General features: G+C 68.9%; 22 protein-coding genes. 11 read left to right on the top strand and 11 right to left on the bottom strand.

Annotation, left to right across the window (positions count from 1 at the left end; all coding sequences use genetic code 11):
• Positions 1-12: 12 nt before the first annotated feature.
• Positions 13-480 carry a DUF6152 family protein gene (locus ACG02S_RS15585; RefSeq protein WP_394471389.1) on the bottom strand — a complete coding sequence of 156 codons (468 nt, stop codon included), beginning with the start codon at positions 478-480 and terminating at the stop codon, positions 13-15.
• 120 nt (positions 481-600) lie between these two features.
• The gene (locus ACG02S_RS15590; protein WP_394471390.1) at positions 601-1,020 is read right to left on the bottom strand and encodes a hypothetical protein; all 420 of its coding nucleotides are present in this window, start codon (positions 1,018-1,020) and stop codon (positions 601-603) included.
• A gap of 100 nt (positions 1,021-1,120) precedes the next feature.
• Between ACG02S_RS15590 and ACG02S_RS15595 the strand changes: the two genes are divergently transcribed.
• The 3 genes from ACG02S_RS15595 (at position 1,121) to ACG02S_RS15605 (ending at position 6,200) form a co-directional block, all read left to right on the top strand.
• Positions 1,121-2,011 carry an HDOD domain-containing protein gene (locus ACG02S_RS15595; RefSeq protein ID WP_394471391.1) on the top strand — a complete coding sequence of 297 codons (891 nt, stop codon included), beginning with the start codon at positions 1,121-1,123 and terminating at the stop codon, positions 2,009-2,011.
• 7 nt (positions 2,012-2,018) lie between these two features.
• Positions 2,019-2,585: a hypothetical protein gene (locus ACG02S_RS15600; RefSeq protein ID WP_394471392.1), complete on the top strand. Its 567-nt coding sequence runs from the start codon at positions 2,019-2,021 to the stop codon at positions 2,583-2,585.
• 93 nt (positions 2,586-2,678) lie between these two features.
• Positions 2,679-6,200 carry an autotransporter-associated beta strand repeat-containing protein gene (locus ACG02S_RS15605; protein ID WP_394471393.1) on the top strand — a complete coding sequence of 1,174 codons (3,522 nt, stop codon included), beginning with the start codon at positions 2,679-2,681 and terminating at the stop codon, positions 6,198-6,200.
• A gap of 2 nt (positions 6,201-6,202) precedes the next feature.
• Here ACG02S_RS15605 and ACG02S_RS15610 read toward each other — a convergent pair whose 3' ends face one another.
• From ACG02S_RS15610 to aceE, 4 genes are all read right to left on the bottom strand, one after another.
• Positions 6,203-6,415, bottom strand: a complete 213-nt coding sequence (locus ACG02S_RS15610) for a hypothetical protein (RefSeq protein ID WP_394471394.1) — start codon at positions 6,413-6,415, stop codon at positions 6,203-6,205.
• Positions 6,416-6,529: 114 nt separating this feature from the next.
• Positions 6,530-8,335, bottom strand: coding sequence for a dihydrolipoyl dehydrogenase (gene lpdA, locus ACG02S_RS15615; protein WP_394471395.1), 1,806 nt, complete (start codon positions 8,333-8,335; stop codon positions 6,530-6,532).
• A 15-nt stretch (positions 8,336-8,350) separates the two neighbouring features.
• The gene (gene aceF / locus ACG02S_RS15620) at positions 8,351-10,018 is read right to left on the bottom strand and encodes a dihydrolipoyllysine-residue acetyltransferase (RefSeq protein ID WP_394471396.1); all 1,668 of its coding nucleotides are present in this window, start codon (positions 10,016-10,018) and stop codon (positions 8,351-8,353) included.
• An 18-nt stretch (positions 10,019-10,036) separates the two neighbouring features.
• Positions 10,037-12,748: a pyruvate dehydrogenase (acetyl-transferring), homodimeric type gene (gene aceE / locus ACG02S_RS15625; protein WP_394471397.1), complete on the bottom strand. Its 2,712-nt coding sequence runs from the start codon at positions 12,746-12,748 to the stop codon at positions 10,037-10,039.
• 180 nt (positions 12,749-12,928) lie between these two features.
• Here aceE and ACG02S_RS15630 point away from each other — a divergent pair, with 180 nt between their 5' ends.
• The 8 genes from ACG02S_RS15630 to ACG02S_RS15665 all read left to right on the top strand — a co-directional run bounded on the left by ACG02S_RS15630 (position 12,929) and on the right by ACG02S_RS15665 (position 22,645).
• The gene (locus ACG02S_RS15630; protein WP_394471398.1) at positions 12,929-15,529 is read left to right on the top strand and encodes a PAS domain S-box protein; all 2,601 of its coding nucleotides are present in this window, start codon (positions 12,929-12,931) and stop codon (positions 15,527-15,529) included.
• Positions 15,526-16,149, top strand: coding sequence for a response regulator transcription factor (locus ACG02S_RS15635; protein ID WP_088483486.1), 624 nt, complete (start codon positions 15,526-15,528; stop codon positions 16,147-16,149). Before ACG02S_RS15630 ends, ACG02S_RS15635 begins: the two co-directional genes overlap by 4 nt.
• Before the next feature lie 65 nt (positions 16,150-16,214).
• Positions 16,215-17,072, top strand: a complete 858-nt coding sequence (gene folD / locus ACG02S_RS15640; RefSeq protein ID WP_394471399.1) for a bifunctional methylenetetrahydrofolate dehydrogenase/methenyltetrahydrofolate cyclohydrolase FolD — start codon at positions 16,215-16,217, stop codon at positions 17,070-17,072.
• Positions 17,073-17,077: 5 nt separating this feature from the next.
• A complete protein-coding gene (locus ACG02S_RS15645) occupies positions 17,078-19,078 on the top strand; it encodes a M3 family metallopeptidase (protein ID WP_394471400.1) in 2,001 nt (666 codons plus the stop codon).
• A 51-nt stretch (positions 19,079-19,129) separates the two neighbouring features.
• The gene (locus ACG02S_RS15650) at positions 19,130-19,804 is read left to right on the top strand and encodes a response regulator transcription factor (RefSeq protein WP_394471401.1); all 675 of its coding nucleotides are present in this window, start codon (positions 19,130-19,132) and stop codon (positions 19,802-19,804) included.
• The gene (locus ACG02S_RS15655) at positions 19,801-21,096 is read left to right on the top strand and encodes a histidine kinase dimerization/phospho-acceptor domain-containing protein (RefSeq protein WP_394471402.1); all 1,296 of its coding nucleotides are present in this window, start codon (positions 19,801-19,803) and stop codon (positions 21,094-21,096) included. The genes ACG02S_RS15650 and ACG02S_RS15655 overlap by 4 nt, the downstream gene beginning before the upstream one ends.
• Before the next feature lie 80 nt (positions 21,097-21,176).
• The gene (locus ACG02S_RS15660) at positions 21,177-22,127 is read left to right on the top strand and encodes an alpha/beta hydrolase (protein WP_394471403.1); all 951 of its coding nucleotides are present in this window, start codon (positions 21,177-21,179) and stop codon (positions 22,125-22,127) included.
• A 2-nt stretch (positions 22,128-22,129) separates the two neighbouring features.
• A complete protein-coding gene (locus ACG02S_RS15665; RefSeq protein ID WP_394471404.1) occupies positions 22,130-22,645 on the top strand; it encodes a DUF1697 domain-containing protein in 516 nt (171 codons plus the stop codon).
• Between the two features lie 5 nt (positions 22,646-22,650).
• On the opposite strand, the gene ACG02S_RS15670 is transcribed toward ACG02S_RS15665, so the two are convergent.
• From ACG02S_RS15670 to ACG02S_RS15690, 5 genes are read right to left on the bottom strand one after another with little or no spacing between them, the layout of a single operon-like run.
• Positions 22,651-23,766 (bottom strand): patatin-like phospholipase family protein, encoded by a 1,116-nt coding sequence (locus ACG02S_RS15670; protein WP_394471405.1) that lies wholly within the window; start codon positions 23,764-23,766, stop codon positions 22,651-22,653.
• Between the two features lie 10 nt (positions 23,767-23,776).
• Positions 23,777-24,286 carry a hypothetical protein gene (locus ACG02S_RS15675; protein ID WP_394471406.1) on the bottom strand — a complete coding sequence of 170 codons (510 nt, stop codon included), beginning with the start codon at positions 24,284-24,286 and terminating at the stop codon, positions 23,777-23,779.
• Positions 24,270-24,566: a putative quinol monooxygenase gene (locus tag ACG02S_RS15680; protein WP_394471407.1), complete on the bottom strand. Its 297-nt coding sequence runs from the start codon at positions 24,564-24,566 to the stop codon at positions 24,270-24,272. Before ACG02S_RS15680 ends, ACG02S_RS15675 begins: the two co-directional genes overlap by 17 nt.
• 4 nt (positions 24,567-24,570) lie before the next feature.
• Positions 24,571-25,104, bottom strand: a complete 534-nt coding sequence (locus ACG02S_RS15685; RefSeq protein ID WP_394471408.1) for a hypothetical protein — start codon at positions 25,102-25,104, stop codon at positions 24,571-24,573.
• Positions 25,101-25,523, bottom strand: coding sequence for a VOC family protein (locus ACG02S_RS15690; protein ID WP_394471409.1), 423 nt, complete (start codon positions 25,521-25,523; stop codon positions 25,101-25,103). Before ACG02S_RS15690 ends, ACG02S_RS15685 begins: the two co-directional genes overlap by 4 nt.
• Positions 25,524-25,537 lie beyond the last annotated feature (14 nt).

Consider the following 25,537-nt stretch of genomic DNA (forward strand, 5'->3'; position numbering starts at 1 on the left):
CGCGGTGTGACCTCAGGCCGGGGACGAGCGCAAGCCGTAGGTCTTGTCGCCCACGAAGAGGTACTCCGCCCGCAGAACCGCCTCGCCCTGCTCGCCGGCAAAGGTGAAGCCCAGCACCGCGAGCGCCGTGCCGGGCTTGATCTCGTCGACGCTCCAGGCCTGCATGCGCGTCAGCGGCGCCAGCTCGACCTCCCAATGCCGGTCACGGCGTGTCGGCACTTTGGCCTTGCCCAGCAGTGCGGCGCCGTCGACCTGCGCGGTTTGGCGCGGCAGGCTGCGCCGGGCGAAGTCGGCGGGCAGCGCCAGGTTCTCGGGCACCTCCAGCTGCAGTTCAGCATGGGGATTGCGCCACGACACCTTGACGGCCTTGCCGCTCAGGTAGATGGGGCGATCCTGGTCGAAGCTGCTCCAGCCATGGTGGGCAAGCACGGGCAGGCTGCCCAGCGCGGGCAGTGCGGCAAGCAGGGTGCGTCTTTGCATCATCAACAACTCCTTCAGTTGCATTCCGTGCCCAGCGCCGGGCCGCGCCCAAGCATCGCCGTTCCCTCGCGGGGACCGCCTGGGCACGCCCGTGTTCAGCGGCGCGACCGGGCGAGGGACTTACACATAAGCAATCCAGCGGCCGCAGATGATGACGGCCAGCCAGAATCCTACCGACAGCAGGCCTTGCGCCCGCGCGGCGCGGTCCACCAGCGCCACCCCGCCACGCGCATGGAACCAGGCGGCGTTGATGCCCGCCGCCATCAGCAGCCCCAGCTTGACGCGAAAGGCGGCATTGGCCAGCAGCTCCTGCGGCTGCGTGGCAAACATCGCCAGACCGGTCAACGCACACAGCGCGAAGCCCAGCAGCGCCAGCCGCAGCACCAGCCGGGCCAGCACCGCCAGGTCCAGTGCGCGCGCCAGGCCGAGCAGGCGCAGCTCGAACACCACGAGGCCGCCGAACAACAGCGCCACTCCCACCACGTGGGCCGCTTCCAGCGCCGGGTAGGCCCAGGGGTGCGAGGCAAGGCTGGCGAACATGGCGGACGGCGTCAACGGAATCGCAAAGTCGGCAAGATTGACGCCAGAGGGCGGCGGCGTCACTGTAGCCGCGGCCCTGCCCCCCTATGATTTTCTGGCCATGCAGACCCTCTCTCCCTCCCTCAGCGGCAAGGCCCAGCACATCCGCGACGACCTGGATCAGGCGCGTCGGCGCGGCCCCTTGCAGCACATCCAGATCCCGCCCTGCCCCGAGCTGCTCGCGCAGCTGCAGCAGGCCATGAGCCACCCCGAGCCCGACCTGAACCTGGTGGCGCGCATCGCCTCCAGCGACGTGGCCATGGCCGCCACGCTGCTGCGCATCGCCAACAGCCCGCTGTTCAAGCCGGTGGGCCTGCCCTGCACCACGGTGGGCCAGGCCATGAACCGCATCGGCCTGCGCGAGAGCGTGGCGGTGATGACGGGCTTCCTCGTGCAGCACGCCATTCCCGTCAACGCGCCGCAGCTGGCGCGCTTCTGGCAGCGCAGCACCAAGCGCGCCGTCGCGATGGCCACCATCGCGCAGCAACTGCCGGGTCTGTCGCCCGACCTGGCGCACAGCTTCGGCCTGTTCCTGCACGTGGGTCAGCCGGTGCTGCTGCAGAGCGTGCGCGGCTACGCCGCCACTATGGTGGAGGCCGGCGCGCGCATCGACCGCCCCTACATCGCCACCGAGAACGCCAATCACAAGACCGATCACGCCGTGGTCGGCGCGCTGGTCATCCGCGTGTGGAACCTGGCGCCGCCGCTGATGGCGGCCATCCGGCTGCACCACGACCTGTCGGCGCTGGGCCATGCCGACATCGAGCCCGAAATCCATACGCTGATCGCCGTGGGCCTGATCGCCGAGCACCTGATGCGCCGCCACGAGGGCCTGCCCGAGGATGCCGACTGGGCCGGCCACCACGCGGCCGCGATGGCATGGCTGCAGATTGGCTGGGAGGAGCTGTCACTCTGGGAAGAAGCCGTCAACGCGCAGTTCGACGCGGCCTGAGCGGCTCATGCGCCTGCCTCGCCTGCGGTTCATCGTGCTGATCGCCATGGTGGCAGCGACGCTGGCCACGCTTGGCTGGTGGGTGTGGGGACCGTCCGGCGTGTTCGTGGAGCTGACGCGGCGCAGCTGGCGCATGGAGATCGTCGTCGAGCGCCTGCGCACCGAAACTGGCTCGGACTGGTGCGACGAGATGCCCGAGGGCGCCTACGACGTCAAGCGTCGCGTCATTGCCGACCCGACCGGCGTGCGCACCGAGCCCGGCGAGCACTGCCGCTACGAGCTGCTGGCCTGGCGGCGCAGCTGGATCGTCAAGAGCGAGGGCGGCCCCGGCGACCGCCCCGAGTGGCCGCGCCCGCCGCTGCGCGTGGCGCCCCCTGGCCAGCCCGGCGGCGAGCGCCTGGGCCGGCGCGAGGCCTACTTCGAGATCGAACTGCGCGACCGCGCCGACCACGCCTGGATCTGCCGCGTGGATCCGGCGCGCTGGCGGCAGCTGCGCGAAGGCATGAGCTTTCGCATGCCGGTGGACCGCTTTGGCACAGCCAACTGCCCGGCGATGGTCGAGTCGCGGATCTGAGCCCGCGGCCGGCGGCGGCGCGGCGGTGAGACGGTGCAGAGACGCCCGCGCTGCAGCATGCGGCGCAGCACCCCTCTGCCCGGAAGCCGCACCATGAACAAGCCCCCCCGCCCGACTGCCCTTGCCGCCACGCTGGCCCTGCTGGGCGCCCTGTTGCCGCCGCCGGTTGCAGAGGCGGCGACCTGGTCCTGGAGCGGTGCCGCCAGCGCCAACTGGAGCGACGCGGCCAACTGGCTGCAAGGCCTGCCCCAGCCGGGCGCCGACACCGTGCTGGTGCTGGATGCGGCAACCCGCGCCAGCAGCTTCAACGACATTGCCGGTGGCTTCGCGCTGCACGGCCTGACGCTCGGCGCCAGCGCCCGCGCGCCGCTGCTGGCCGGCCAGCCGCTGATCTTCCAGGGTGACGGCGCCTTCCTGCGCATGCAGTCCGACGGCGGCCATGGCCGCGTGGAGACGGCGCTGCGGCTGGACACCACGCTGCAGGTCCATGGCGGCCCGAGCCTCGACAGCCAGCTGATCTTGCTGGGCGCCATCAGCGGCAGCGGCGGGCTGACGGTGGCGGACGGCACCGTCGTGCTCGGCAACGCCAGCAGCAGCTTCACCGGCGCGACGACGGTGGCCCGCGGCGCCCGGCTGGGCGTTTCCCGGCAGGGACTGGGCAGCACGGCGTCGATCACCGTGCACGACGGCGCCGAGCTGCAACTGGTGGGCGGCGGCACGGCGCTCGTGTCGGCCCCGATGCTGCTGGGCGGCACGCTCAGCAGCAGCGCTCAGAAGGTGACCAACTTCCTGGGCCAGCCGGTGGCAGCGGCCTTTGTCACCGGGCCGGTCACACTCAGTGGCGCGGCACGCATCCACGCGCAGGGGGCGACCGGCACCGGCCTGGAAGCGGCCGAGTTCGTCATCAACGGCACGGTGGACCGCGCCGGCCAGACGCTGACGCTGGACACGGCGGGCCTCAACAACAGCCTGCTGGTGAACGGCGGCGTGCGCGGCGACGGCGTGCTGCGGGTGCGGCCCCAGGGCGGCGCGATCCGCATTGCCGGCGTGCACGGTGATGGCGAGCTGAAGTTCGACGGCAGCGGCGGCAGCGTCACCCTGGGCGCGGTCAGCGGCAACGGCGCGCTGAACGTGGCCTTCGACGGCTTCGGCTCGGTGCTCGCGCAGGGCGCCATCGGCGGCGCGCGGCCGGTGCGCGTCAGCGGCGGCGTTCTGGACCTGGGCCACCTGGCGCACAGCTTCGTCGGCCGCATCGACTTGGTCGGCGCGGGCGAGATCATCGCCAACACCGAGGCCCAGCTGGGCGACGCAGCCAACACGCTGCGCTTCGAGCAGGGCGGCGTGCTGCAGCTGAGCACGCCAGTGGGCACCTTGAACCGCGCGATCACGACGACCGGCGGCAACGGCGCAGTGTTCGTGTCGCCGGGCGCCCGGCTGGACGTCGGCGCCAACATCACAGGCGACGGCGGCCTGGCCTTCGTCAACTTCGGCCTGCGCGCGCACGTCACGCTGAGCGGCAACAACAGCTTTTCCGGCGGGCTGGGCGTAGCGGAGGGCATCTTGCTGAGCTTCGCCAACGACACCAACCTCGGCGCCGCCGGCATGCCGGTGCGGCTCAACGGCGTGCTGGCGCTGCCAGCCGGCTTCGCGCTCGACCGGCCCCTGGAGCTGGGCAGCAACAACGCGCAGCTCAGCGCGTCGACGGCCGGGCGCTACGTCGTCAGCGGTGACCTCAGCGGCGACGGCCGGCTGGGCCTAGGCGGCGCGCAGGCCGAGACGGTGTTCGTGCTGACCGGCCGCAACACCCACACCGGCGGAGTGCAGGTGGCCGGCAACGCGCAACGCGGCACGGCGGTGCTGGAGCTGTCCAGCGACGCCGCGCTGGGCGCCACCAGCGGCGTGCTGGACCTGGGCCGCGCCAATGGCTTCGGCAGCCTGCCCGGCACGCTGCGCGCCACGGGCGACCTGGCCATCGCCGCCACGCGCAGCACCAGCTTCCGCGACATGACGGTGGACACCAACGGCTTCAACGTGGTGTTCAACCAGCCCATCAGCGGGCTGGGCATCACCAAGGCTGGCCTGGGCACGTGGACCCTCAACACCGCCAACAGCAATGCCAGCAACAGCCAGCAGGTCGACGTAACTCAGGGCCGCCTGCTGCTGGGCGTGGCCGAGGCGCTGGGCCGACGCAGCAACGTGAGCGTGGACGACGGCGCGGTGCTGGACCTGGGCGGCCGCTCGCACACCTTCGCGTCGCTGACGACCGCCAGCGGCGCCGAGCTGCAGCTGGGCAGTGGCGCGCGGCTGGACGCGCTGTTCGGCGTGCTGGACGGCAGCGTGAAGGGCCAGGGCACGCTGGTGGTGGGCCGGCCGGGCTTCTCGCCGGGCAATCTGGTGTTGAACGCGGCCAACGGCTTCAGCGGCGGCATCGAGGTGAGCCACGGCAGCCGCCTCGACGTGGGCCACGACCAGGCGCTGGGCGCGGCGGGCAACCTGCTGCGGCTGGACGGCGGCACGCTGGCCACGCGCGGCACGCTGGCGGCACCGCTGGTCATCACGGCCGCGATGAACCTGGAAATCGGCTCGGGTGGCGCGGGCTTTCAGGCCGGCGGGCAATCGTTGGTCGTCGAACGCGCGCTGACCGGCAGCGCACCGCTGGCCTTCATGGGAGGCAGCCGCCCTGGCGACAGCGGTGCGAAGTACGACGTTCGGCTGGCAAACAAGGCCAACAGCTTCGTCGGCGATGTGCAACTGGGCGACGCACGTGGCGTGGGTGACGCGGTGGTGGGCATCACTGCCGACGGCTCGCTGGGTGCGGCCACCAACCGCGTGACGCTGGGCCAGCGCTTCTTCGACGGCGAGAGCACGCGCACGGCCAGGGGCGGCCTGCGCGCCTATGACCACGTGACGCTGGCCGGCAGCCGCGACATCCGCCTGGACGGCGAGAGCGGCAACACCGCCGGCTTCATCGACACGAACGGCTTCACGGTCGTGCTGCAGGGCGGCATCTCCGAGTTGTCGCCCGAGCTCGGCCTGCTGAAGACCGGCACGGGCACGCTGGTGATGAACGGCGTCAGCAGCTACAGGGGCACCACTGTCGTCGACGAAGGCGTGCTGGGCGGCCATGGCGAGCTGGAACGCGTACAGATGGGGGCGGCCGTGCTGGCGCCGGGCGAGAGCGCGGGCCTGCTGACGCTGCGCAGTGGCCTCAGCTTCAGCGGTGGCGGCCAGCTGTGGATGGAGCTGGGCGGCCTGACGCGTGGCAGCGGCTATGACGCGCTGGACGTGGGCGGTGCGGTGGACCTGGGCAGTGACACGCTGCTGACGCTGGACTTCATCGCCGGCTTTGCGGCGCAGGTGCGGCCGGAGCAGCGCTTCCAGCTGCTGAACGCCGGCGGCGGTCTGTTCGGCCAGTTCGCCAACGTGGCGGACGGCGGGCGGCTGCTGACGGCCGACGGCACCGGCAGCTTCATCGTGCACTACGGCGACGGCGAAGGGGTGTACCTGTCGGACTACGCCGCCGCGGCGGCTGTGCCGGAACCTTCGACCTGGCTACTGATGGGGCTGGGGCTGGTGGGCGTGTGGCTGCGCGGGCGACGCCAGACGGCTCGCTGAGGCTAGTGGAACAACTGCCAGGCGGCCACGGCGACGTGGCCCCAGACCAGCAGGTTGAAGCACAGCAGCGTGAACACGCGCAGGAAGTTCCAGAACCCGCGCGCCCGCTGAAGGGCTGCGTCTTCGCCGGTGAAGACATAGATGCCCATGAAGAGCGCCGACGGCAGCAGCGTGGCACCCATCACCAGGGCCATGAGCCAGTAGAAGAAGGTCATGGCGGCATTGTCGCCACGTCCGAAGCCGCTGCAGCCTGCCGTTAGCCCCAGGACCGGGCACAAAAAAGCCCGGACCGTTGCCGGACCGGGCTGCTGGCGGCGGGGCCGCGCGGCTTACTTCTTGCGCACCGGCGGCACGTCCGTGCAGGAGCCGTGCGCCACTTCCGCGGCCATGCCCAGGCTTTCGCCCAGCGTGGGGTGCGGGTGGATGGTCTTGCCGATGTCCACCGCGTCCGCGCCCATCTCGATGGCCAGCGCGATCTCGCCGATCATGTCGCCGGCATGCGTGCCGACAATGCCGCCGCCAATGATGCGGTGGCTTTCCTCGTCGAATAGCAGCTTGGTGAACCCTTCGTCGCGGCCGTTGGCGATCGCGCGGCCCGAAGCCGTCCACGGGAACAGGCCCTTGGTGACCTTGATGCCCTTGGCCTTGGCCTCGTCCTCGGTGATGCCCACCCAGGCCACCTCGGGGTCCGTGTAGGCGACGCTCGGGATCACGCGGGCGTCGAACTGGCTCTTCTTGAGCTTCTCATCACCCAGCAGTTCACCGGCGATGACTTCCGCCGCCACATGGCCTTCGTGCACGGCCTTGTGGGCCAGCATGGGTTGGCCGACGATGTCGCCGATGGCAAAAACGCTGGGCACATTGGTGCGCATCTGCACGTCGACCGGGATGAAACCGCGGTCGGTGATGACGACACCGGCGTTCTCGGCAGCGATCTTCTTGCCGTTGGGCGTGCGGCCCACGGCCTGCAGCACGAGGTCGTAGCGCTGCGGTTCCTTCGGGGCGCCTTCGCCTTCGAAAGTCACCCAGATGCCGTCCGGCTTGGCCTCGGCACCGACCGTCTTCGTGTTCAACATGATGTTGTCGAAGCGGTGCGCGTTGAACTTCTGCCAGACCTTGACGAGGTCGCGATCGGCACCGGTCATCAGCGTGGGCAGCATCTCGACGACGTCCAGGCGCGCGCCGAGCGTGGAGTACACCGTGCCCATTTCCAGGCCGATGATGCCGCCGCCGACGATGAGCATCTTCTCGGCCTCGATGTCCATTTCCAGCGCGCCGGTCGAGTCGACGATGCGCGGGTCGTTGGGCAGGAAGGGCAGACGCACGGCCTGCGAGCCGGCCGCGATGATGAGCCGCTTGAACGCCACGGTCTGCACCGCGCCGGTCTTGGCCTGGCCCGTCGCGCCGTCGGTCGCTTCGACCTTCAGGTGCTGCGCATCCACCAGTGAGCCGACACCGCGCAGCACCGTCACCTTGCGCATTTTGGCCATGGCGTTGAGACCGTTGGTCAGCTTGCCGGTGACCTTGTTCTTGTGCGCTCGCAGCTTGGCGATGTCCACCTCGGGTTCGCCAAACTTCACGCCCAGGTCGGCCATGTGGCTGACCTCGTCCATGACCGCTGCCACGTGCAGCAGCGCCTTGGACGGGATGCAACCTACGTTCAGGCAGACGCCACCCAGCGTCGCGTAGCGCTCGACGAGGGCGACCTTCAGGCCCAGGTCGGCGGCGCGGAAGGCGGCGGAGTAGCCACCGGGGCCGCCGCCGAGGACGACGAGGTCGAAGGCCTGGTCGGCGCTGCCCGAATAGGTCGCGGCGACCGGGGCCGGTGCGGCGGCAACGGGTGCCGGTGCGGCCGCAGCAGGAGCCGGCGCGGAGACAGGTGCCGGTGCGGCCGCGTCGCTGTTTTCCAGCGACACGATGACCGAGCCCTTGGCAACCTTGTCGCCGATCTTGACCTTGACTTCCTTGACGACACCGGCCGACGACGACGGGATCTCCATCGACGCCTTGTCGCTCTCGACGGTGATCAGGCTCTGCTCGACCTTGACGGTGTCGCCGGGCTTGACCAGCAGCTCGATGACGCCGACTTCGTCGAAGTCGCCGATGTCGGGAACTTGAACTTCAATGAGTGCCATTGGTCCTGCTCCCGATCAGAGGGCGATGCGACGGAAGTCCGCCAGCAGCGACGCGAAGTAAACGTTGAAGCGCGCGGCCGCGGCGCCGTCGATGACGCGGTGGTCCCAGCTCAGCGACAGCGGCAGGATCAGGCGCGGCACGAACTGTTTGCCGTCCCACACGGGCTCCGTGCTGCTCTTGCAGACGCCCATGATGGCGACTTCCGGCGCGTTGATGATGGGCGTGAAGTACTTGCCACCGATGCCGCCTAGGCTACTGATCGAGAAGCAGCCGCCGCTCATGTCGGCCGGGCCCAGCTTGCCATCGCGTGCCTTCTTGGCCAGCTCCGACATCTCGGCGCTGATCTGGAAGATGCCCTTCTTGTCGGCGTCCTTGATGACGGGCACGACCAGGCCGTTGGGCGTGTCGGCCGCGAAGCCGATGTGGAAGTACTGCTTCAGGACGAGCGTGTCACCGTCCAGCGAGCTGTTGAACTCGGGGAACTTCTTCAGCGCCGCGACGGCCGCCTTGATCATGAAGGCGAGCATCGTGACTTTGATGCCGGCCTTCTCGTTCTCCTTGTTCAGCTGGACGCGGAAGGCTTCGAGCTCGGTGATGTCCGCGTCGTCATGGTTGGTGACGTGGGGGATGACCACCCAGTTGCGATGCAGGTTGGCGCCCGAGATCTTCTTGATGCGGGACAGTTCCTTGCGCTCGATGGCGCCGAACTTCTCGAAGTCGACCTTCGGCCAGGCCAGGACGTTCAAGCCCGCACCGCCGCCGCTGCCAGCCGCAGGGGCGGCGGCCTTCTGCGCAGCGGTCTGCGTCGTGCCGGCCATGACGGCCTTGACGAAGCCCTGCACGTCACTCTCGGTGATGCGACCCTTGGCGCCCGAGCCTCTCACTTCGCCCAGCGGCACGCCCAGCTCGCGGGCGAGCTTGCGGATGCTGGGCGACGCGTGCGGCAGCTGGCCGGTAGGCGTGGTGGGCTGGTGCGCGGGCAGTGCCGCGGCCGGTGCGGCGCTGACCTGCGCCGGCGCGGCTGCGGGCGCTGCAGCGGCGGGAGCCGGCGCAGCAACGGCAGGCGCCGGGGCGGGCGCTGCGGTGGCGCCACCAGCGGCCTTCACGCGGGCCAGCGGCGAGCCCTTGGCGACCTTGTCGCCGATCTTGACCAGCAGCTCCTCGACGACGCCGGCCGTGGAGGACGGGATCTCCATCGAGGCCTTGTCGCTCTCGACGGTGATCAGGCTCTGCTCGACCTTGACGGTGTCGCCCACCTTGACCAGTAGCTCGATGACGGCGACCTCGTCGAAGTCACCGATGTCCGGCACGACGACGGAGACGCTGCCACCAGCGGCGGCCGGGGCAGCCGCCGGCTCGGCGGCAGGCCCCGGGGCGGGGGCCGCGGTGGCGGGTGCCGGCGCGGGCGCTGCGGCTGCGGCTGCGGGCGCTGGCGCGGCGGCGGCATCGCCCTCCACCACGACGAGCACGCTGCCCTGCTTGACCTTGTCGCCGACGGCGACCTTGATCTCCTTGACCACACCGGCCTGCGACGACGGGATCTCCATCGACGCCTTGTCGCTTTCGACGGTCACCAGGCTCTGCTCGACCTTGACGGTGTCGCCGACCTTGACCAGCAGCTCGATGACGCCGACCTCGTCGAAATCGCCGATGTCGGGAACCTTGACTTCAACCAATGCCATGTCTTGTCTCCCGGGCTCTTAGGCGTACAGCGGGTTGATCTTGTTGGCGTCGATGCCGTACTTGGCGATCGCTTCCGCCACCTTGGTCATCGGAACCAGGCCGTCATCGGCCAGCGCTTTCAGCGCAGCGACGACGATGTAGTGGCGGTTCACCTCGAAGTGCTCGCGCAGCTTGGAGCGGAAGTCCGAGCGGCCGAAACCGTCGGTGCCCAGCACCTTGTACGAACGGCCCTTGGGGATGAAGGCGCGGATCTGCTCCGCGTAGTTCTTCATGTAGTCGGTCGACGCGATGACCGGACCAGTCGTGCGGCCCAGCTGCTGCGTGACGAACGGCACGCAGGCCAGATCGGTCGGGTGCAGCAGGTTCCAGCGCTCGGCGTTCTGGCCGTCGCGGGTCAGCTCGTTGAAGCTCGGGCAGCTCCACACGTTGGCGCCGATGCCCCACTCTTCTTCCAGCAGCATCTTGGCGATCTGGCTCTCGCGCAGGATGGTGCCCGAGCCCAGCAGGTTGACGCTGACGGTCTTGGACGCGTCGGCTTCTTCCAGCAGGTACATGCCCTTCAGGATCTGCTCCTCGGTGCCGGCCTTCAGGCCCGGCATCGGGTAGTTCTCGTTCAGCAGCGTGATGTAGTAGAAGACGTTCTCCTGGTCTTCCACCATGCGCTTCAAGCCGCGCTGCATGATGACCGCCACTTCGTGCGCGAAGGTCGGGTCGTAGGACACGCAGTTCGGGATGGTGTTGGCCAGGATGTGGCTGTGGCCGTCTTCGTGCTGCAGGCCTTCGCCGTTCAGCGTCGTGCGGCCGGACGTGCCGCCCAGCAGGAAGCCGCGCGCCTGCATGTCGCCCGCCGCCCAGGCCAGGTCGCCGATGCGCTGGAAGCCGAACATCGAGTAGTAGACGTAGAACGGGATCATGACCCGGTTGTTCGTCGAGTAGCTCGTGGCGGCAGCGATCCAGCTGGCCATGCCGCCGGCTTCGTTGATGCCTTCCTGGAGGATCTGGCCGGCCTTGTCCTCGCGGTAGTACATGACCTGGTCCTTGTCGACCGGGGTGTACAGCTGGCCCTTGGGGTTGTAGATGCCGATCTGGCGGAACAGGCCTTCCATGCCGAAGGTGCGGGCCTCGTCGACCAGGATGGGCACGACGCGCGGACCGATGTCCTTGTCGCGCAGCAGCTGCGTCAGGAAGCGCACGTAGGCCTGGGTCGTGGAGATCTCGCGGCCTTCGGCGGTCGGGTCCAGCACGGCCTGGAAAGTCGCCAGCGGGGGTGCGGTGAACTGCTCTTCGGCCTTCGCGCGGCGGCTGGGCAGATAACCGCCCAGGGCCTGGCGACGCTCGTGCAGGTAGCGCATTTCCGGCGTGTCGTCGGCTGGCTTGTAGTACGGGATCTTCGCCAGCTCGCTGTCCGGGATCGGAATGCTGAAGCGGTCGCGGATGTACTTGATGTCGTCGTCCGTCAGCTTCTTGGTCTGGTGGACGGTGTTCTTGCCTTCACCGGCCTTGCCCATGCCATAGCCCTTGACGGTCTTGACCAGCAGCACGGTCGGCTGGCCCGTCTTGTTGTTGTGGGCCTTTTCGAAGGCGGCGTACACCTTCTCGGGCTCGTGGCCACCACGGCGCAGGTCAAAGATCTCCTCGTCGCTCATGTGGGCGACGAGCTTGGCGGTTTCGGGGTACTTGCCGAAGAAGTTCTTGCGGACGAAGGCGCCGTCGTTGGCCTTCATGGCCTGGTAGTCGCCGTCCAGCGTTTCCATCATCAGCTGCTTGAGCTTGCCGCTCTTGTCGCGCGCCAGCAACTCGTCCCAGCCCTTGCCCCAGATCAGCTTGATGACGTTCCAGCCACTGCCGCGGAACTCGCCTTCCAGCTCCTGGATGATCTTGCCGTTGCCACGCACAGGGCCGTCCAGGCGCTGCAGATTGCAGTTGACGACGAACACGAGGTTGTCGAGGTTCTCGCGCGCCGCCAGGCTGATGGCGCCCAGACTTTCCGGCTCGTCCATCTCGCCGTCGCCCATGAAGGCCCAGACCTTGCGGTTCTCGGTGTTGGCGATGCCGCGGGCGTGCAGGTACTTCAGGAAGCGCGCCTGGTAGATCGCCATCAGCGGACCCAAGCCCATGCTGACGGTCGGGAACTGCCAGAAGTTGGGCATCAGCTTCGGGTGCGGGTAGCTGGACAGGCCCTTGCCGTCGACTTCCTGGCGGAAGTTGTCCAGCTGCTCTTCGCTCAGACGGCCTTCCAGGTAGGCGCGGGCGTAGATGCCGGGGGCGCTGTGGCCCTGGATGTAGAGGCAGTCGCCGCCGTGGTCGCCGTTGTCGGCGTGCCAGAAGTGGTTGAAGCCGGCGCCGAACATGCTGGCCACCGATGCGAACGAGCCGATGTGGCCGCCCAGGTCACCGCCGTCGGCCGGGTTCAGCCGGTTGGCGCGCACGACCATCGCCATCGCGTTCCAGCGCATGTAGGCGCGCAGGCGCTTCTCAATCTGGATGTTGCCCGGGCAGCGGGCCTCGGCCGAGGGCTCGATGGTGTTGACGTAGCCGGTGGTGGCCGAGAACGGCAGGTCGATGCTGTGCTGGCGCGCATGCTCCAGCATTTCCTCGATCAGGAAGTGCGCGCGCTCGGCACCCTCGCGGTCGATGACGGCGGAGAGGGCATCCAGCCACTCACGGGTTTCCTGCGGGTCTTGGTCGTTCGCGGCGGCGCCGAGAAACTCTTGCGGCTGGGCAGACATGTTGTCTCCTTGATATCGACGCATCCAGGGCGTCACGGTGTTCTGACGGGGCCGAGCACGGGCAGCAGGCCCGAAGGCCGCGGGAGTGTCGCACAAAGCCCGCTCAACTCTCGAATCGTGCGAGGTGTTTTCTCATTGTGAAATTACCAGACGCTCAGCAACGGCCAGGATAATTTCCTCATGCCCGCCGACACCCTCGATCCTCCGCGCCGCAGCCGCGGTCAACGCTTCCTGACGCCGCTGCGCCGTCTGGTGCTGGGCTGGTGGTTCCGACAATCACCGTCGCGCCAGGACCGCCTCGCCACGCTGGGTCCACTGGTCTCGGTGCTGCTGTTTCTGGCCGCCATCATCTCGGCGTTCTGGTACCTGCGGAACGAGGAAATCGAGCGCGAGTCCGAGTCCGTCAAGCGCGACACTGAGATCGCGCAGCAGCAGATCCGGCTGCGGCTGATCGAGAACCAGGAGCAACTGGTTCGCATCGCCCGCGAGGTCGTCACGCGGCAGATCGACGCGCACGAGTTCTCCGCGCAGGCGCAGGCGTTCGCGCGCGAAAGGCCGGAGCTGACGCACGTCACCTGGCTCAGCGCGCGGCGCGACCGCCGCAGCAGCGTGGGCGCGGCCGGCTTCCAGGCCGACGGCATGATGTCGGCGGACGGCAGCGACCCGTCCATGCCCATGCCCAACCAGTCCAACGCACCGGGCGTGGCCTTCGAAGCCGCCAAGGATCGGCGCCAGCCTGTGTACTCGCCGCCGTTCACGGACTCCAACGGCACCACGGTGTTCCAGCTGCACATCCCACTGATCGATCGCGGCGGCTTCGCGGGCGTGCTGATCGCGGAGTACACCGTCGAGGCGCTGCTGCGCTACTACGTGCCCAGCGAGGTTGCCACGCGCCACAGCATTGCCGTGCTGGACGCCACCGACCAGGTCGTCAGTAGCACCGTGACCCCCATGCCTGGCCAGGGCCTGCGCCGCGCGTCGCTGCTGCACGACGTGCCGCTGGCCCCCGCGCTGAACGGCCTGGTGCTGCGCGGCCAGGGCTGGCGCACCTCCATCGGCCTGATCAGCAATGCCCTCTTCTGGCTGGTACTGGCGCTGGCCGGCCTGACGGTGTGGATGCTGCTGGGCACGTGGCGCCACATGCGCCGGCGCACGCAGATCCAGAACGCGCTGACGCTGGAAACCAACTTCCGCCGCGCGATGGAGAACTCCATGCTGACCGGCATGCGCGCCATGGACCTGGACACGCGCATCACCTATGTGAATCCGGCCTTCTGCGCGATGACCGGGTTCACCGAGAACGACCTCGTCGGCCGCACGCCGCCCTACCCCTTCTGGCCCAGCGACCGCCGCGAGGACAACGCACGCGCGCTGCAGCAGGAGTTGCAGGGCAAGAGCCCGTCCGGCGGGGTGGAGGTCAAGATCCAGCGCAAGGACGGCAGCCAGTTCGACGCGCGTGTGTACGTGTCGCCGCTGGTGGACACGCGCGGCAAGCAGACGGGCTGGATGACCTCGATGACCAACATCACCGAGGCCAAGCGGGTGCGCGACCAGCTGTCGGCCTCGCACGAGCGCTTCACCACCGTGCTGGAGGGACTGGACGCCGCCGTGTCCGTGCTGTCCGTGCAGCCCCCGGAGCTGCTGTTCGCCAACCGCAGCTACCGGCTGTGGTTCGGCGCCGACCCGGCGGGCCACGCGCTGCTGGCCGGCGGGCAACTGGGCGCCACGACCAGCCGCCGCGGGGCGCTGGGCGACGGCGAGGACGAGGTGGATGACTACTCCGGCCTGCCTGCCGAAGCACTGACCGAGATCGGCGCCGATCCGCGCGAGGTCTATGTCGAGTCGCTGGCCATGTGGTTCGACGTGCGCGCCCGCTACCTGCAGTGGACCGACGGCCGCCTGGCGCAGATGCTGATCGCCACCGACATCACCGTGCGCCGCCACGCCGAGGCCCAGGCCGCGCTGCAGGCCGAGAAGGCGCAGGTGACGAGCCGGCTGATGACCATGGGCGAGATGGCCTCCAGCGTGGCCCACGAACTGAACCAGCCGCTGACCGCCATCACCAACTACTGCAACGGCATGGTCAGCCGGGTGCGCAACGACGCCATTCAGAAGGACGACCTGCTCGCGGCGCTGGAAAAGACCGCCAAGCAGGCCCAGCGGGCCGGCCAGATCATTCACCGCATCCGCAACTTCGTGAAGCGCAGCGAGCCGCAGCGCCAGCCCGCCAACGCGGCCGACATCGTCGAGGACGCGGTGGAGCTGGCCGGTATCGAGCTGCGCCGGCGCAACGTGGCCATCCACACCTACGTGGCGCAGCGGCTGCCGCAGATGATGGTGGACCCCATCCTCATCGAGCAAGTGCTGATGAACCTGCTGAAGAACGCCGCCGAAGCCATCGACAACGAATCGCTGCCGACCTCTCGCCGCCACATCGAGCTGCGCGTGGTGCCCAAGCACAGCGCCGAGATGGGAGGGCAGATCGAGTTCTCGGTCACTGACATGGGGCCGGGCCTGCCCGACGAAGTGCTGGCGCGCATGTACGAGGCCTTCTTCTCCACCAAGGCCGACGGCATGGGCATCGGCTTAGGGTTATGCCGGTCCATCGTCGAGTCTCACCAGGGCCGGATAAAAGCGGAGAACCTCTACAATGGCTCCTTGGTTGTCGGCTGCCGATTCGCCTTCACGATTCCAGTCACGATCACCTCAGAACACCTGCGTGCGGACGCCTCACAAGGCGGCGCCGGCAGCGCTCAGAGAACCGAACCCACCACACCATGAGCTTGATCCCCAAGAAGGGCAACGTCTACGTTGTCGATGACGACGAAGCGGTCCGCGACTCCCTGCAATGGCTGCTCGAAGGCAAGGACTACCGGGTCAAGTGCTTTGACTCCGCCGAGTCCTTCCTCGCCCGCTACGACCCCCGTGAAGTCGCCTGCCTGATCGCCGACATCCGCATGGACGGCATGACCGGCCTGGAGCTTCAGGACCGCCTCATCGAGCGCAAGAGCCCGCTGCCAATCGTTTTCATCACCGGCCACGGCGACGTACCGATGGCCGTGCAGACGATGAAGAAGGGCGCGATGGACTTCATCGAGAAGCCCTTCAAGGAAGAAGAGCTGCTGGCCCTGGTGGAGCGCATGCTCGACCAAGCGCGCGACGCCTTCTCCAGCCACCAGGAAGCCGCCAGCCGCGACGCGCTGCTGGCCCGCCTGACGACGCGTGAAGCGCAGGTGCTGGAGCGCATCGTCGCTGGCCGCCTGAACAAGCAGATCGCCGACGACCTCGGCATCAGCATCAAGACGGTGGAAGCGCACCGCGCCAACATCATGGAAAAGCTCAACGCCAACACGGTGGCCGATCTGCTGAAGATTGCGCTCGGTGCCACTGCCAAGGCTTGACCCCTGACTGACTTCAAAGGCCGCTGCTCCCCAGCGGCCTTTTGCATTTTCGAAAGCGAATCGACATGACCGCCCAACTGATCGACGGCCTCGCCCTCTCCAAGTCCATCCGCGCCGAAGTGGCAACGCGTGCTGCTGCGCTGACCGCCAAGGGCTGCAAACCCGGTCTCGCCGTCGTCATCGTTGGCGACGACCCGGCCAGCCATGTGTATGTGCGCAACAAGGTCAAGGCCTGCGCCGACGCTGGACTGCACTCGGTGCTGGAGAAGTACGAGGCCACGTTCACCGAGGCAGAGCTGCTGGCCCGTATCGATGCGCTGAACAACGACCCGACCATCCACGGCATCCTGGTGCAGATGCCGCTGCCCAAGCACATCGACCCGCACAAGGTCATCGAGGCCATTACCACCAGCAAGGACGTCGATGGCTACTCCACGCTGAGCGCGGGCGAGTTGATGACGCAGTTGCCGGGCTTTCGCCCCTGCACGCCTTACGGCTGCATGAAGCTCATCGAGAGCACGGGCTTCGACCTGCGCGGCAAGCATGCCGTCGTCATCGGTCGCAGCAACACGGTGGGCAAACCGATGGCGCTGTTGCTGCTGCAAGCCAACGCCACTGTCACCGTCTGCCACAGCGCCACGCCGGACATCGGACAACACACACGTCAGGCCGATGTCGTGGTTGCCGCCGTGGGGCGACGCAACATGCTGACCGCCGACATGGTCAAGCCCGGCGCCGTCGTCATCGACGTGGGCATCAACCGCAACGACGACGGAAAGCTCTGCGGCGACGTCGATTTCGACGGCGTCAAGGAAGTAGCCGGCTGGATCACCCCGGTGCCCGGTGGCGTCGGCCCGATGACGATTGCCATGTTGCTTGTGAATACGCTTGAATCGGCCGAACGCAGCCTCAAGTCCGTCTGATGACCATGTCCAACCCCCTGCTCTCCACCGCCGCCCTGCCCGACTTCGCGGCCATCCGCCCCGAGCATGTGCAGCCCGCCGTCACCGAGCTTCTGGCCGCCGCGCAGGCCGCGCTGGACGAGGCTGTCAAGCCCGAGACAGCGGCCGACTACGACACGCTGTCGCGCGTGCTCGACCACGCGACCGAGCGGCTGGGCGGCGCCTGGGGTGCCGTGGGCCACCTGAACGCCGTCGCCGACACCCCTGCGCTGCGCGAGGCCTACAACGCGATGCTGCCGGTCGTCACCGAATTCAGCACGGCCATGGGCGCCAACGAGGCGCTGTTCGCCAAGTACAAGGCCGTACTGGCGGCGCAAAGTGCGACGCTCAGCGCACCGCGCCGGCAGGTGCTGAAGCACGCGATCCGCAACTTCGTGCTGTCCGGTGCCGAACTGCAGGGCGCCGCCCGCGAGCGCTACGCTGCCATCCAGGAGCGCAGCGCGGAGCTGCAGCAGCAATTCAGCGAGCATGTGCTGGATGCCACCGACGGCTGGAGCTACGTCGCCAGCACCGAAGAGCTGGCCGGCGTGCCGCAGGACGTGCTGGACGCGACCAAGCTGGACGACGGCGGCCACAAGCTGACACTGCACTTTCCGGTCTACCTGCCCGTCATGCAGTACGCGGAGAACCGCGCGCTGCGCGAGAAGCTCTACCGCGCCTACGTGACCCGCGCCAGCGAACAGGGGAAGCCCGAGTGGGACAACACCGCTGCCATGCGCGAGATCGTCGCGCTGCGCCAAGAAGAGGCGCAACTGCTGGGCTACGCCAGCTTTGCCGAGGTGTCGCTGGCGCCCAAGATGGCGTCGTCCACCACGGAAGTGACCACCTTCCTGCGCGACCTCGCCAAACGCGCCCGCCCGTTCGCCGAGAAAGACCTGGCCGAGCTGCGCGAGTTCGCCAACGGCCAGCCGCTGGAAAGCTGGGACGTGTCGTACTGGAGCGAAAAGCTCAAGGAAGCGCGCTACGCCTTCAGCGACCAGACGGTGAAGCAGTACTTCACCGCGCCGAAGGTCGTCGCCGGCCTGTTCAACATCATCGAGCGCTTGTTCGACGTGCAGATCGCCGAAGCGAAGGCCTCGGTCTGGAACGACAACGTCAAGTTCTACGAGCTGCGGCGCGGCGGCAAGCTGATCGCGCAGTTCTACCTGGACCTCTACGCCCGCCCGGGCAAACGCCCCGGTGCGTGGATGGACGAGGTGCGCAGCCGCTGGCTCAAGCCCACCGGTGAGCAGCAGACACCGGTCGCGCAGCTGGTGTGCAACTTCGCCTCGCCCGTGGGCCTGAATGGACAAGAAAGGCCCGCGCTGCTGACGCATGACGACGTCATCACGCTGTTCCACGAGTTCGGCCACGGCCTGCATCACATGCTGACGCAGATCGACGACCTGGGCGTGTCCGGCATCTCCGGCGTGGAGTGGGACGCCGTCGAGCTGCCCAGCCAGTTCATGGAGAACTTCTGCTGGGAGTGGGACGTGCTGCAGCAGCTGAGCGGCCATGTCGACACAGGCGCACCGCTGCCGCGCGAGCTGTTCGACAAGATGATCGCGGCCAAGAACTTCCAGAGCGGCCTGATGACGCTGCGCCAGATCGAGTTCGCGCTGTTCGACATGCGCCTGCACGGCGAGCCGGGCGCTGAGGCCGATGTGCAGCGACTGCTGGACGACGTGCGCGCCGAAGTGGCCGTGCTGATCCCGCCCGCCTTCAACCGCTTCCAGCACAGCTTCTCGCACATCTTCGCGGGCGGCTACGCAGCCGGCTACTACAGCTACAAGTGGGCCGAGCTGCTGAGCGCGGACGCGTGGAGCGCCTTCGAGGAGGAAGGCGTCTTCAACGCGGCCACCGGCAAGCGCTTCCTGACCGAAGTGCTGGAGCGCGGCGGCGCGCGCGATGCCATCGACAACTTCAAGGCCTTCCGCGGCCGCGAGCCGAAGATCGACGCCTTGCTCCGCCACCAAGGCATGTCTTGACGAAATCTTCACGCGCCGCGCCCTAGGCTGCTCTGCCGAGGAGGTGCCCGCGTGAACCGCATCCTGGTCGTCGAGGACCACACCCCCCTGCGCCGCCAGATCGTCGAACTGCTGCAGGGCGTCGGCTGGGCGGTCGACGAGGCCAGCGACGGCCGCTTGGGTCTGCAGCTGGCGCTGGAGCAGCCGCCCGACGTGCTGCTGCTGGACTTGGGTCTGCCGGGCTTGGACGGCATCACGCTGTGCCGGCAGCTGCGCGCACAGGCCGACCGCCATGTGCCGGTGTTGATGCTGACCGCCCGCGACGCGCTGGAGGACAAGCGCGAAGGCTTCGGCGCGGGCGCCGACGACTACCTGCTCAAACCCTTTGCCGGTGAGGAGCTGCTGTGGCGCTGCCAGGCGCTGGCGCGCCGCGGCGAGCTGGGCCGCAGCTGGGTGCTGACGCGCGGCCCGCTGCGCATCGACCGGCGCACGCACACCGTACACGGCAGCGCGGGCCAGGGTCTGGCGTTGCCTCGCCAGGCCTACCGCCTGCTGGTGGCGCTGGCCGAGGCCTGGCCGCGCACCGTCACCCGCAGCGAACTGCAGCAGCAGCTCTGGGCCGACGAGCCGCCCGAGTCCGACGCGTTGCGCAGTCATCTCTACACGCTGCGCCAGGCGATGGGCGCTGACCAGGCGCTGGTCAAGACGGTGCATGGCGTGGGATTGCGGCTCGACGTGCCGGGATGAGCCCCGAACCCGTCTACCGTCCGCGGCTGCAGCGCCGGCTGATGCTGGCCTTCACCGGCTATGCGCTGGGGGTCAGTGCGCTGTTCGGAATGTTCGCGATGCTGTTCGTCTATGCCGTCGAAGATGAATTCTTCACCGGCGCGCTGCGTCAGGAGCTGCGCCGCCAGCACGCGCACCACGCGGCCCATGGCAACTGGAGCGTGCCGGCGCAGGACTTCGTGCGCGTGTACCGGCCGGCCGACGCGCTGCCGGGCGATCTGGCACGCGCCCGCGCCCAGCGCCCCGACGACCGCGAGCTGTCCGGCGACGCGGGCCGTCACTACCACTTGCAGCCGCTGGGCAACGACGGCACGTTGCTCGTCGCCGAGGTGAGCAAGCAGCTCGTGGTACGACCCATGCGCCAGCGACTGCTGATGTGGCTGGCGTTGTGGGGCGGCGCCGTGACGCTGCTGGCGCTGGCCGTGGGCGCCTGGCTGGCCTGGCGCAGCAGCGCGCCGCTGGCGCGGCTGGCGGCCCGCGTCGCGCAGAGCCGGCCCGAGGACCTGCCACTGGACCTGGCCGGCCACGCCCACGCCCACGCCCACGCCCACGCGCACGAGGACGAGGTCGGCCGCCTGGCCCGCCACCTGGACGCACTGAACAGGCGAACGCGCGACTTCATCGCCCGCGAGCAAGCCTTCACGCGTGATGCCAGCCATGAGCTGCGCACACCGCTGGCCGTGCTGGGCATGGCCTGCGAGGACCTGCAGCGCCGCGCCCCGCGCGAGCAGCAGCAGGCGCTGGCGACGATGGATGCGGCGATCTGGCAGCTACAGCAGGCGGTGGACCTGCTGCTCGCGCTGGCCCGAGAAGACGGCATGCCAGACGCCGCGCCCGAGCTGCCGCTGCTGCCTCAGATCGAGCAGCTCGTGCTGGCGCATGCGCCGCTGCTGGACCGGCAGGGCATCGTGCTGGCCGTCGACGTGCCGCCCACGCTGACACGCTCCTGGCCACCCGCGCTGACGCAACTGCTGCTGTCCAACTTACTGGCCAATGCGCTGGCGCACCGCGGCTCGCCGCAGATCAGCATCGAGGCCGACCTGCACCGGGTCAGCCTCGTCAATGCCAGCGCGGCCCCGCCGCCCGAACTCCTGCAGCCTGGCGCCGCCGGCCATGCGGTGGGCGTGAAGGGTGCGGCCAGCGCGGGGCTGGGCCTGGGTCTGTCCATCGTGCGCCGCGTGGCCGAGCGCAACGGCCTGCGGCTGACGCTGACGCACGAGGCCGGCCTGACGCGCGTCAGCCTGCTGTCCTGAACGGGCGCGGCGCTCACGCTTTCTTCACACGCGGCCGCGCAGACTGCGCGGCCATGATGATCAAGACTGCAGGCAGGTACATGACAGCGCTTCTCGGCACCGCCGCGGTCGCGGGCGCACTCTGGTGGGCCGTCTTCAGCCTCAAGCCCTATGACCCCTCGCCCGCCGAGGTGCAGGCGCGCTACGCCCACGCGCCCGTGGCGGCGCTGCAGGTGCGGCTGGGCGACGTGCAGACGCTGCCGGGCGGGCACCGCGCGCAGGCGTTGCGGTTCAGCAGCTTCGACGGCGCCGAGGTCATGGGGCGCATCGTGTACCCGGCCGATGCCAGCGGCGCCACGCCGCTGCTGTTGAGCCTGCACGCGATGGGCCGCGCGCACCAGCGCATGTTGCAGGCTGAGTTCAAGGGCCGGCCCACCGTCGAGCAGACACACCGCATCGCCGAACTGGCGCTGGCCCGCGGCTACGCCGTACTTGCGCTGGATGCCCGCGAGCACGGCGAGCGCAAGAACCCCGCGCACTCAGTGCAGGACATCATGCGCGACCTGCACTGGTGGGGCAGGCGCGCTCCCTATGAACGCATGCTGATCGACACGGTGAAGGACTACCGCGTGCTGCTGGACTGGGCGGTGCAGCAGCCCGGCATCGACGCCCGGCACCTGCGCGTGGCAGGCTACAGCATGGGCGCGCAGATGGCCATGCTGCTGGGCGCGCTGGACCCGCGCATCCAGGCAGTCGCGGCTATCGTGCCGCCGCATGTGGATGACAAGGTCGCCCTGGTCTCGCCGCATCGCCTGCTGCCCGGCCTGGCCGGCAAGAGCGTCTGGCTGCTCAGCGCGGACGACGACGAGTACGCCAGCGGCGCGCAGAACCAGGCGCTGTTCGACGCACTGCCCGGCGCCGACAAGCAGCACCTGCGCTTCCCCGGCGGGCATCTGCTGCCAGACGGCTACGTCGAGCGGCTGCGCCCCTGGTTCCCGCCTGCTACAACCTCGGGCTCGGCAACCCGCGCCGTGCATTCACAGGAGTCCTGACCATGCGCCACATCGCCCTCTGGCGTGGCATCAATGTCGGCAAGGCCAAGCGCCTGGCGATGGCTGACCTCAAGGCGCTGCTCACCGAGCTGGGGGCGACGAATGTGGCCACTTTGCTGAACAGCGGCAACGCCGTATTCGACGCGAAGAAGCCGCTCAGCGCCGACAAGATCCGTACTGCCGTGACCGCGCAGCTCGGTGTCGATGCTGCGGTCATCCTGAAGACCGCCGACGAATGGGCGGCCATTGCGGCGGAGCTGCCGATTCCCGAAGCGGACGACCCCAGCCGCCTGCTCGCCGCCATCCCGGCGAACGCGGCCGCGCTGCAGGCAGTGGCCAGCATCGTGGCGGGCAGCGGCGACCGTTACGTCGTCACGCCCCACGCGGCCTACCTGTGGTGCGGCAACGGCATCCTGGAAAGCAAGACGGCGGTCACGCTGCTGAAGCAGCTCGGCGACGCCGGCACGACACGCAACTGGGCCACCGTGCAGAAGCTCGCCGCGCTGGCCGCCCGCTGAACGCGTCAGCGGCTGCGCTGCTGCGCCAGCGTGTGCACGCGCATGCCCACGTGTTCGGGCATCGGTTCACGCCAGGCAGCGCGCTTGACCACGCGCCGGCCGTCATGCAGGCCAGCCTGCCAGCGAGCGTCCAGCCGTGCGGTCGTGAAGTCGATGTCGCGCCACGAGTCCTCGCCCGGCAGCGCCTGCATGACCACGTGCTCCACGTCGATGCGGGAGTCGCAGCCCTGGGCCAGCAGCGCCTTCACATCGGCGTCGGCCGCCGCCTTCGCGCCGAGCTTCTTGCCCAACTGGCGCAGCGCGCGGCGCAGGTTCTGCAGCCGCTCGTGGTCGTCCAGGTGTTCGCAGATGCGGCTGGCGTACTGAATATCCTTGTAGCGCGTCAGCGCCTGCGCCATCGTTGTCGGCGCGGCCTCGCTGGCGTCCCACAGGTCCACCATGAAGCACAGCGTGTCGCGGCGTTCGCTGTCGTCCAGCACCACGTCCAGCGGCGTGTTGGAGTAAATGCCGCCGTCCCAGTAGGCCTCTTTGCCGATCTGCACCGGCGGGAAGCCAGGCGGCAGCGCCCCGCTGGCCATCACGTGCTCGGGCGCTATGCGGGTCTTGCCATCGCGGTTGTCGAACAGCGCCATCGCGCCGCTGCGCACGTCGCACGCGCACAGTGTCAGCCGCGTCTCGGCGGCGGCGATGCGGTCGAAGTCCACCAGCGCGCGCAGCGTGTCGGCCAGCGGGCTGGTGTCGTAGAACCCCAGCTCCGGCAGCGGCGCGCGGCGGTTCATGTCCCAGGCCAGCGGGCCACGCGGCTTGAAGAAGCCGGGGATGCCGGTCGTCAGCGTCTGCCAGGTCTGCAGGCCGGCCGTGAACGGGTTGGCGGGCAGACTCGGCAGGAAACCGTCGCGTGTCACGCGCGTCCAGAAGCTGCGCAGGGCTGGCAGGCGATCGGCCGGCGCGTTGCCGACGATCAGCGCGGCGTTGATGGCGCCGATGGACGTGCCCACCACCCAGTCGGGCGCGATGCCGCCTGCATCGAGCGCCTCGACCACGCCGGCCTGGTAGGCGCCCAGCGCGCCACCGCCCTGGAACACGTACACGGTCTGCGGCGGGCGCGGGCTGAGGCTCATGTGCGCCGATTCAGGACGCCGTTGACGCACCGACCGTGGGCCGGGTCTTCTCGAAGCCCAGCAGCCCGTCGGCCACGTCCTTGCCATGCTTGCGTTCGATCTCGGCGCGCATGACGCGGTTGTAGGCATCCACGTAGGCCGACGTTTCCGGCGTCACCTGCTCGCTCTTGTTGACCGAGTCGACGCCGTAGCGCTGCTTCATGCGTGCGGCCCGGGCCAGCTCGGCCTTGCCCGGCTTGGGCCCGACGCTCTGCACCTTCAACTCGCCGGCCTCAATGTCGAAGCGGGCCTGCGCCGCGCCGCGCTCGGCAGCCAGCGCCGGCGTGCCCAGGCGCAGGTCGACGGTGGCGACGAGCAGGCGGTCGCCCGACGTGTCGATTTGCACGATGCCGTATCTGACGAACATGGCCAGCACGACACCGACCGCCGCAAAAGCGCACAGCACAGCCACCACATGGATGCGCCGGATGCCGCGCGGCCGCTGCCACTTGGGCTCGACGAACTCAGTCAGCAAGGCCATGGCCACCCACCGGACGTGTTTCGCGATACTCGCCGAAATTCGCAATGAGCGGCCTGGCCCTGGCGATGACTGCCTTGACTCCCGGCAGCTGCAGCGAGGCCTTGTGCGCAGCGGCGTCTTTCCAGACCTCGGTGACCCAGACGGTCAGCTCGTCCGCCGGGTCTTCGGCCACCACATAGCTCAGGCAGCCGGGCATATCGCCCGACTCGGCCAGCAGCAGCTGGATCAGCTCAGGGCGGCGCCCCTCGGCAGCCTTCAAGCTGCCCATCAATCCGTACATCGCGTCAGTTCCTGGAAGTCGAGACGCGATTTTGTGCCAACGGCACCAGCACCGCCCGCACCCGGCCTTGCCAGGCGGCGTACTCGTCCGCGGCCCAGTCCGCCCAGCGCGGGCTTTCGGCGTCCAGTTCATCGGCCAGCGCCTGCAGCGCCGGCCGGCCGGTCACGCTCGCGGCCAGGGCCAGGCGCGCAAGCCATTCATGGGCTTCGCGCACGCGCGGGTAGGCGGAAAACAGCCAGCGCGCCACGTCGGGCCGCGCGCGCCAGTCGGCGCTGCCGAAGCGCTCCCGCGCCTGCGCCGTCAGCCGCTGGCCCGCGCCCAGGCAGTCGAACGCGACGCAGCCGCTGAAACCCTGCGCGATCAGCCCGTCGTGAATGCCGCAGCGGTGATCGGCACAGAGGTGGTGGCAAGGCGTCTCGGACTGCTTGTCGAAGCCGAAGCCCTGGACGGCATCGAACGGCGGTACCACGCAGCACAACGCCACGCAGGCCGAACAGTCAGCCTTCAGGTACAGCGGCAGCTGCGGCGCCAGGCTCACGCGGCGTCGTCCGACACGCCGACCTGCCAGCTGACACCGAAGCGGTCGGTCACCATGCCGAACAGGGGCGCCCAGAAGGTCTTGCCCAGCGGCATGACCACGTGGCCGCCATCGGCCAGTGCGGCGAAGGCTTCGCGCGCGGCGTCGGCATCGGGGCAGTCCAGCGACAGCGAGAAGCCCTTGAAGCCGCCCCCGCTGCTGTTGAGGTCGTCGGACATCATGACCAGCGCGCCGCCGATGTGCAGCGACGCGTGCATGACTTTCTGCTCCGCGCCGGGCGGCACCATGCCCTCGGGCAGCGGCTCGGGCGACTCGGCATAGCGCATCATGAATTCCACCTTGGCCGCGAGGGCCTGCTCGTAGAACTCGATGGCCTGCTCGCAGTTGCCTTCGAAGAACAGGTAGGGGTCGATCTTCATCGCGGGCTCCAGTG

Source organism: Pelomonas dachongensis (genome assembly GCF_043555865.1).
In the GTDB taxonomy this organism is placed as follows: Bacteria; Pseudomonadota; Gammaproteobacteria; order Burkholderiales; family Burkholderiaceae_C; genus Pelomonas; species Pelomonas dachongensis.

Coding starts and splice junctions, on each gene's coding strand:
- ACG02S_RS15585 (WP_394471389.1), bottom strand. CDS start 480: ATGCAAAGACGCACCCTGCTTGCCGCACTGCCCGCGCTGGGCAGCCTG.
- ACG02S_RS15590 (WP_394471390.1), bottom strand. CDS start 1,020: ATGTTCGCCAGCCTTGCCTCGCACCCCTGGGCCTACCCGGCGCTGGAA.
- ACG02S_RS15595 (WP_394471391.1), top strand. CDS start 1,121: ATGCAGACCCTCTCTCCCTCCCTCAGCGGCAAGGCCCAGCACATCCGC.
- ACG02S_RS15600 (WP_394471392.1), top strand. CDS start 2,019: ATGCGCCTGCCTCGCCTGCGGTTCATCGTGCTGATCGCCATGGTGGCA.
- ACG02S_RS15605 (WP_394471393.1), top strand. CDS start 2,679: ATGAACAAGCCCCCCCGCCCGACTGCCCTTGCCGCCACGCTGGCCCTG.
- ACG02S_RS15610 (WP_394471394.1), bottom strand. CDS start 6,415: ATGACCTTCTTCTACTGGCTCATGGCCCTGGTGATGGGTGCCACGCTG.
- lpdA (WP_394471395.1), bottom strand. CDS start 8,335: ATGGCACTCATTGAAGTTCAAGTTCCCGACATCGGCGACTTCGACGAA.
- aceF (WP_394471396.1), bottom strand. CDS start 10,018: ATGGCATTGGTTGAAGTCAAGGTTCCCGACATCGGCGATTTCGACGAG.
- aceE (WP_394471397.1), bottom strand. CDS start 12,748: ATGTCTGCCCAGCCGCAAGAGTTTCTCGGCGCCGCCGCGAACGACCAA.
- ACG02S_RS15630 (WP_394471398.1), top strand. CDS start 12,929: ATGCCCGCCGACACCCTCGATCCTCCGCGCCGCAGCCGCGGTCAACGC.
- ACG02S_RS15635 (WP_088483486.1), top strand. CDS start 15,526: ATGAGCTTGATCCCCAAGAAGGGCAACGTCTACGTTGTCGATGACGAC.
- folD (WP_394471399.1), top strand. CDS start 16,215: ATGACCGCCCAACTGATCGACGGCCTCGCCCTCTCCAAGTCCATCCGC.
- ACG02S_RS15645 (WP_394471400.1), top strand. CDS start 17,078: ATGTCCAACCCCCTGCTCTCCACCGCCGCCCTGCCCGACTTCGCGGCC.
- ACG02S_RS15655 (WP_394471402.1), top strand. CDS start 19,801: ATGAGCCCCGAACCCGTCTACCGTCCGCGGCTGCAGCGCCGGCTGATG.
- ACG02S_RS15660 (WP_394471403.1), top strand. CDS start 21,177: ATGACAGCGCTTCTCGGCACCGCCGCGGTCGCGGGCGCACTCTGGTGG.
- ACG02S_RS15665 (WP_394471404.1), top strand. CDS start 22,130: ATGCGCCACATCGCCCTCTGGCGTGGCATCAATGTCGGCAAGGCCAAG.
- ACG02S_RS15670 (WP_394471405.1), bottom strand. CDS start 23,766: ATGAGCCTCAGCCCGCGCCCGCCGCAGACCGTGTACGTGTTCCAGGGC.
- ACG02S_RS15675 (WP_394471406.1), bottom strand. CDS start 24,286: ATGGCCTTGCTGACTGAGTTCGTCGAGCCCAAGTGGCAGCGGCCGCGC.
- ACG02S_RS15680 (WP_394471407.1), bottom strand. CDS start 24,566: ATGTACGGATTGATGGGCAGCTTGAAGGCTGCCGAGGGGCGCCGCCCT.
- ACG02S_RS15690 (WP_394471409.1), bottom strand. CDS start 25,523: ATGAAGATCGACCCCTACCTGTTCTTCGAAGGCAACTGCGAGCAGGCC.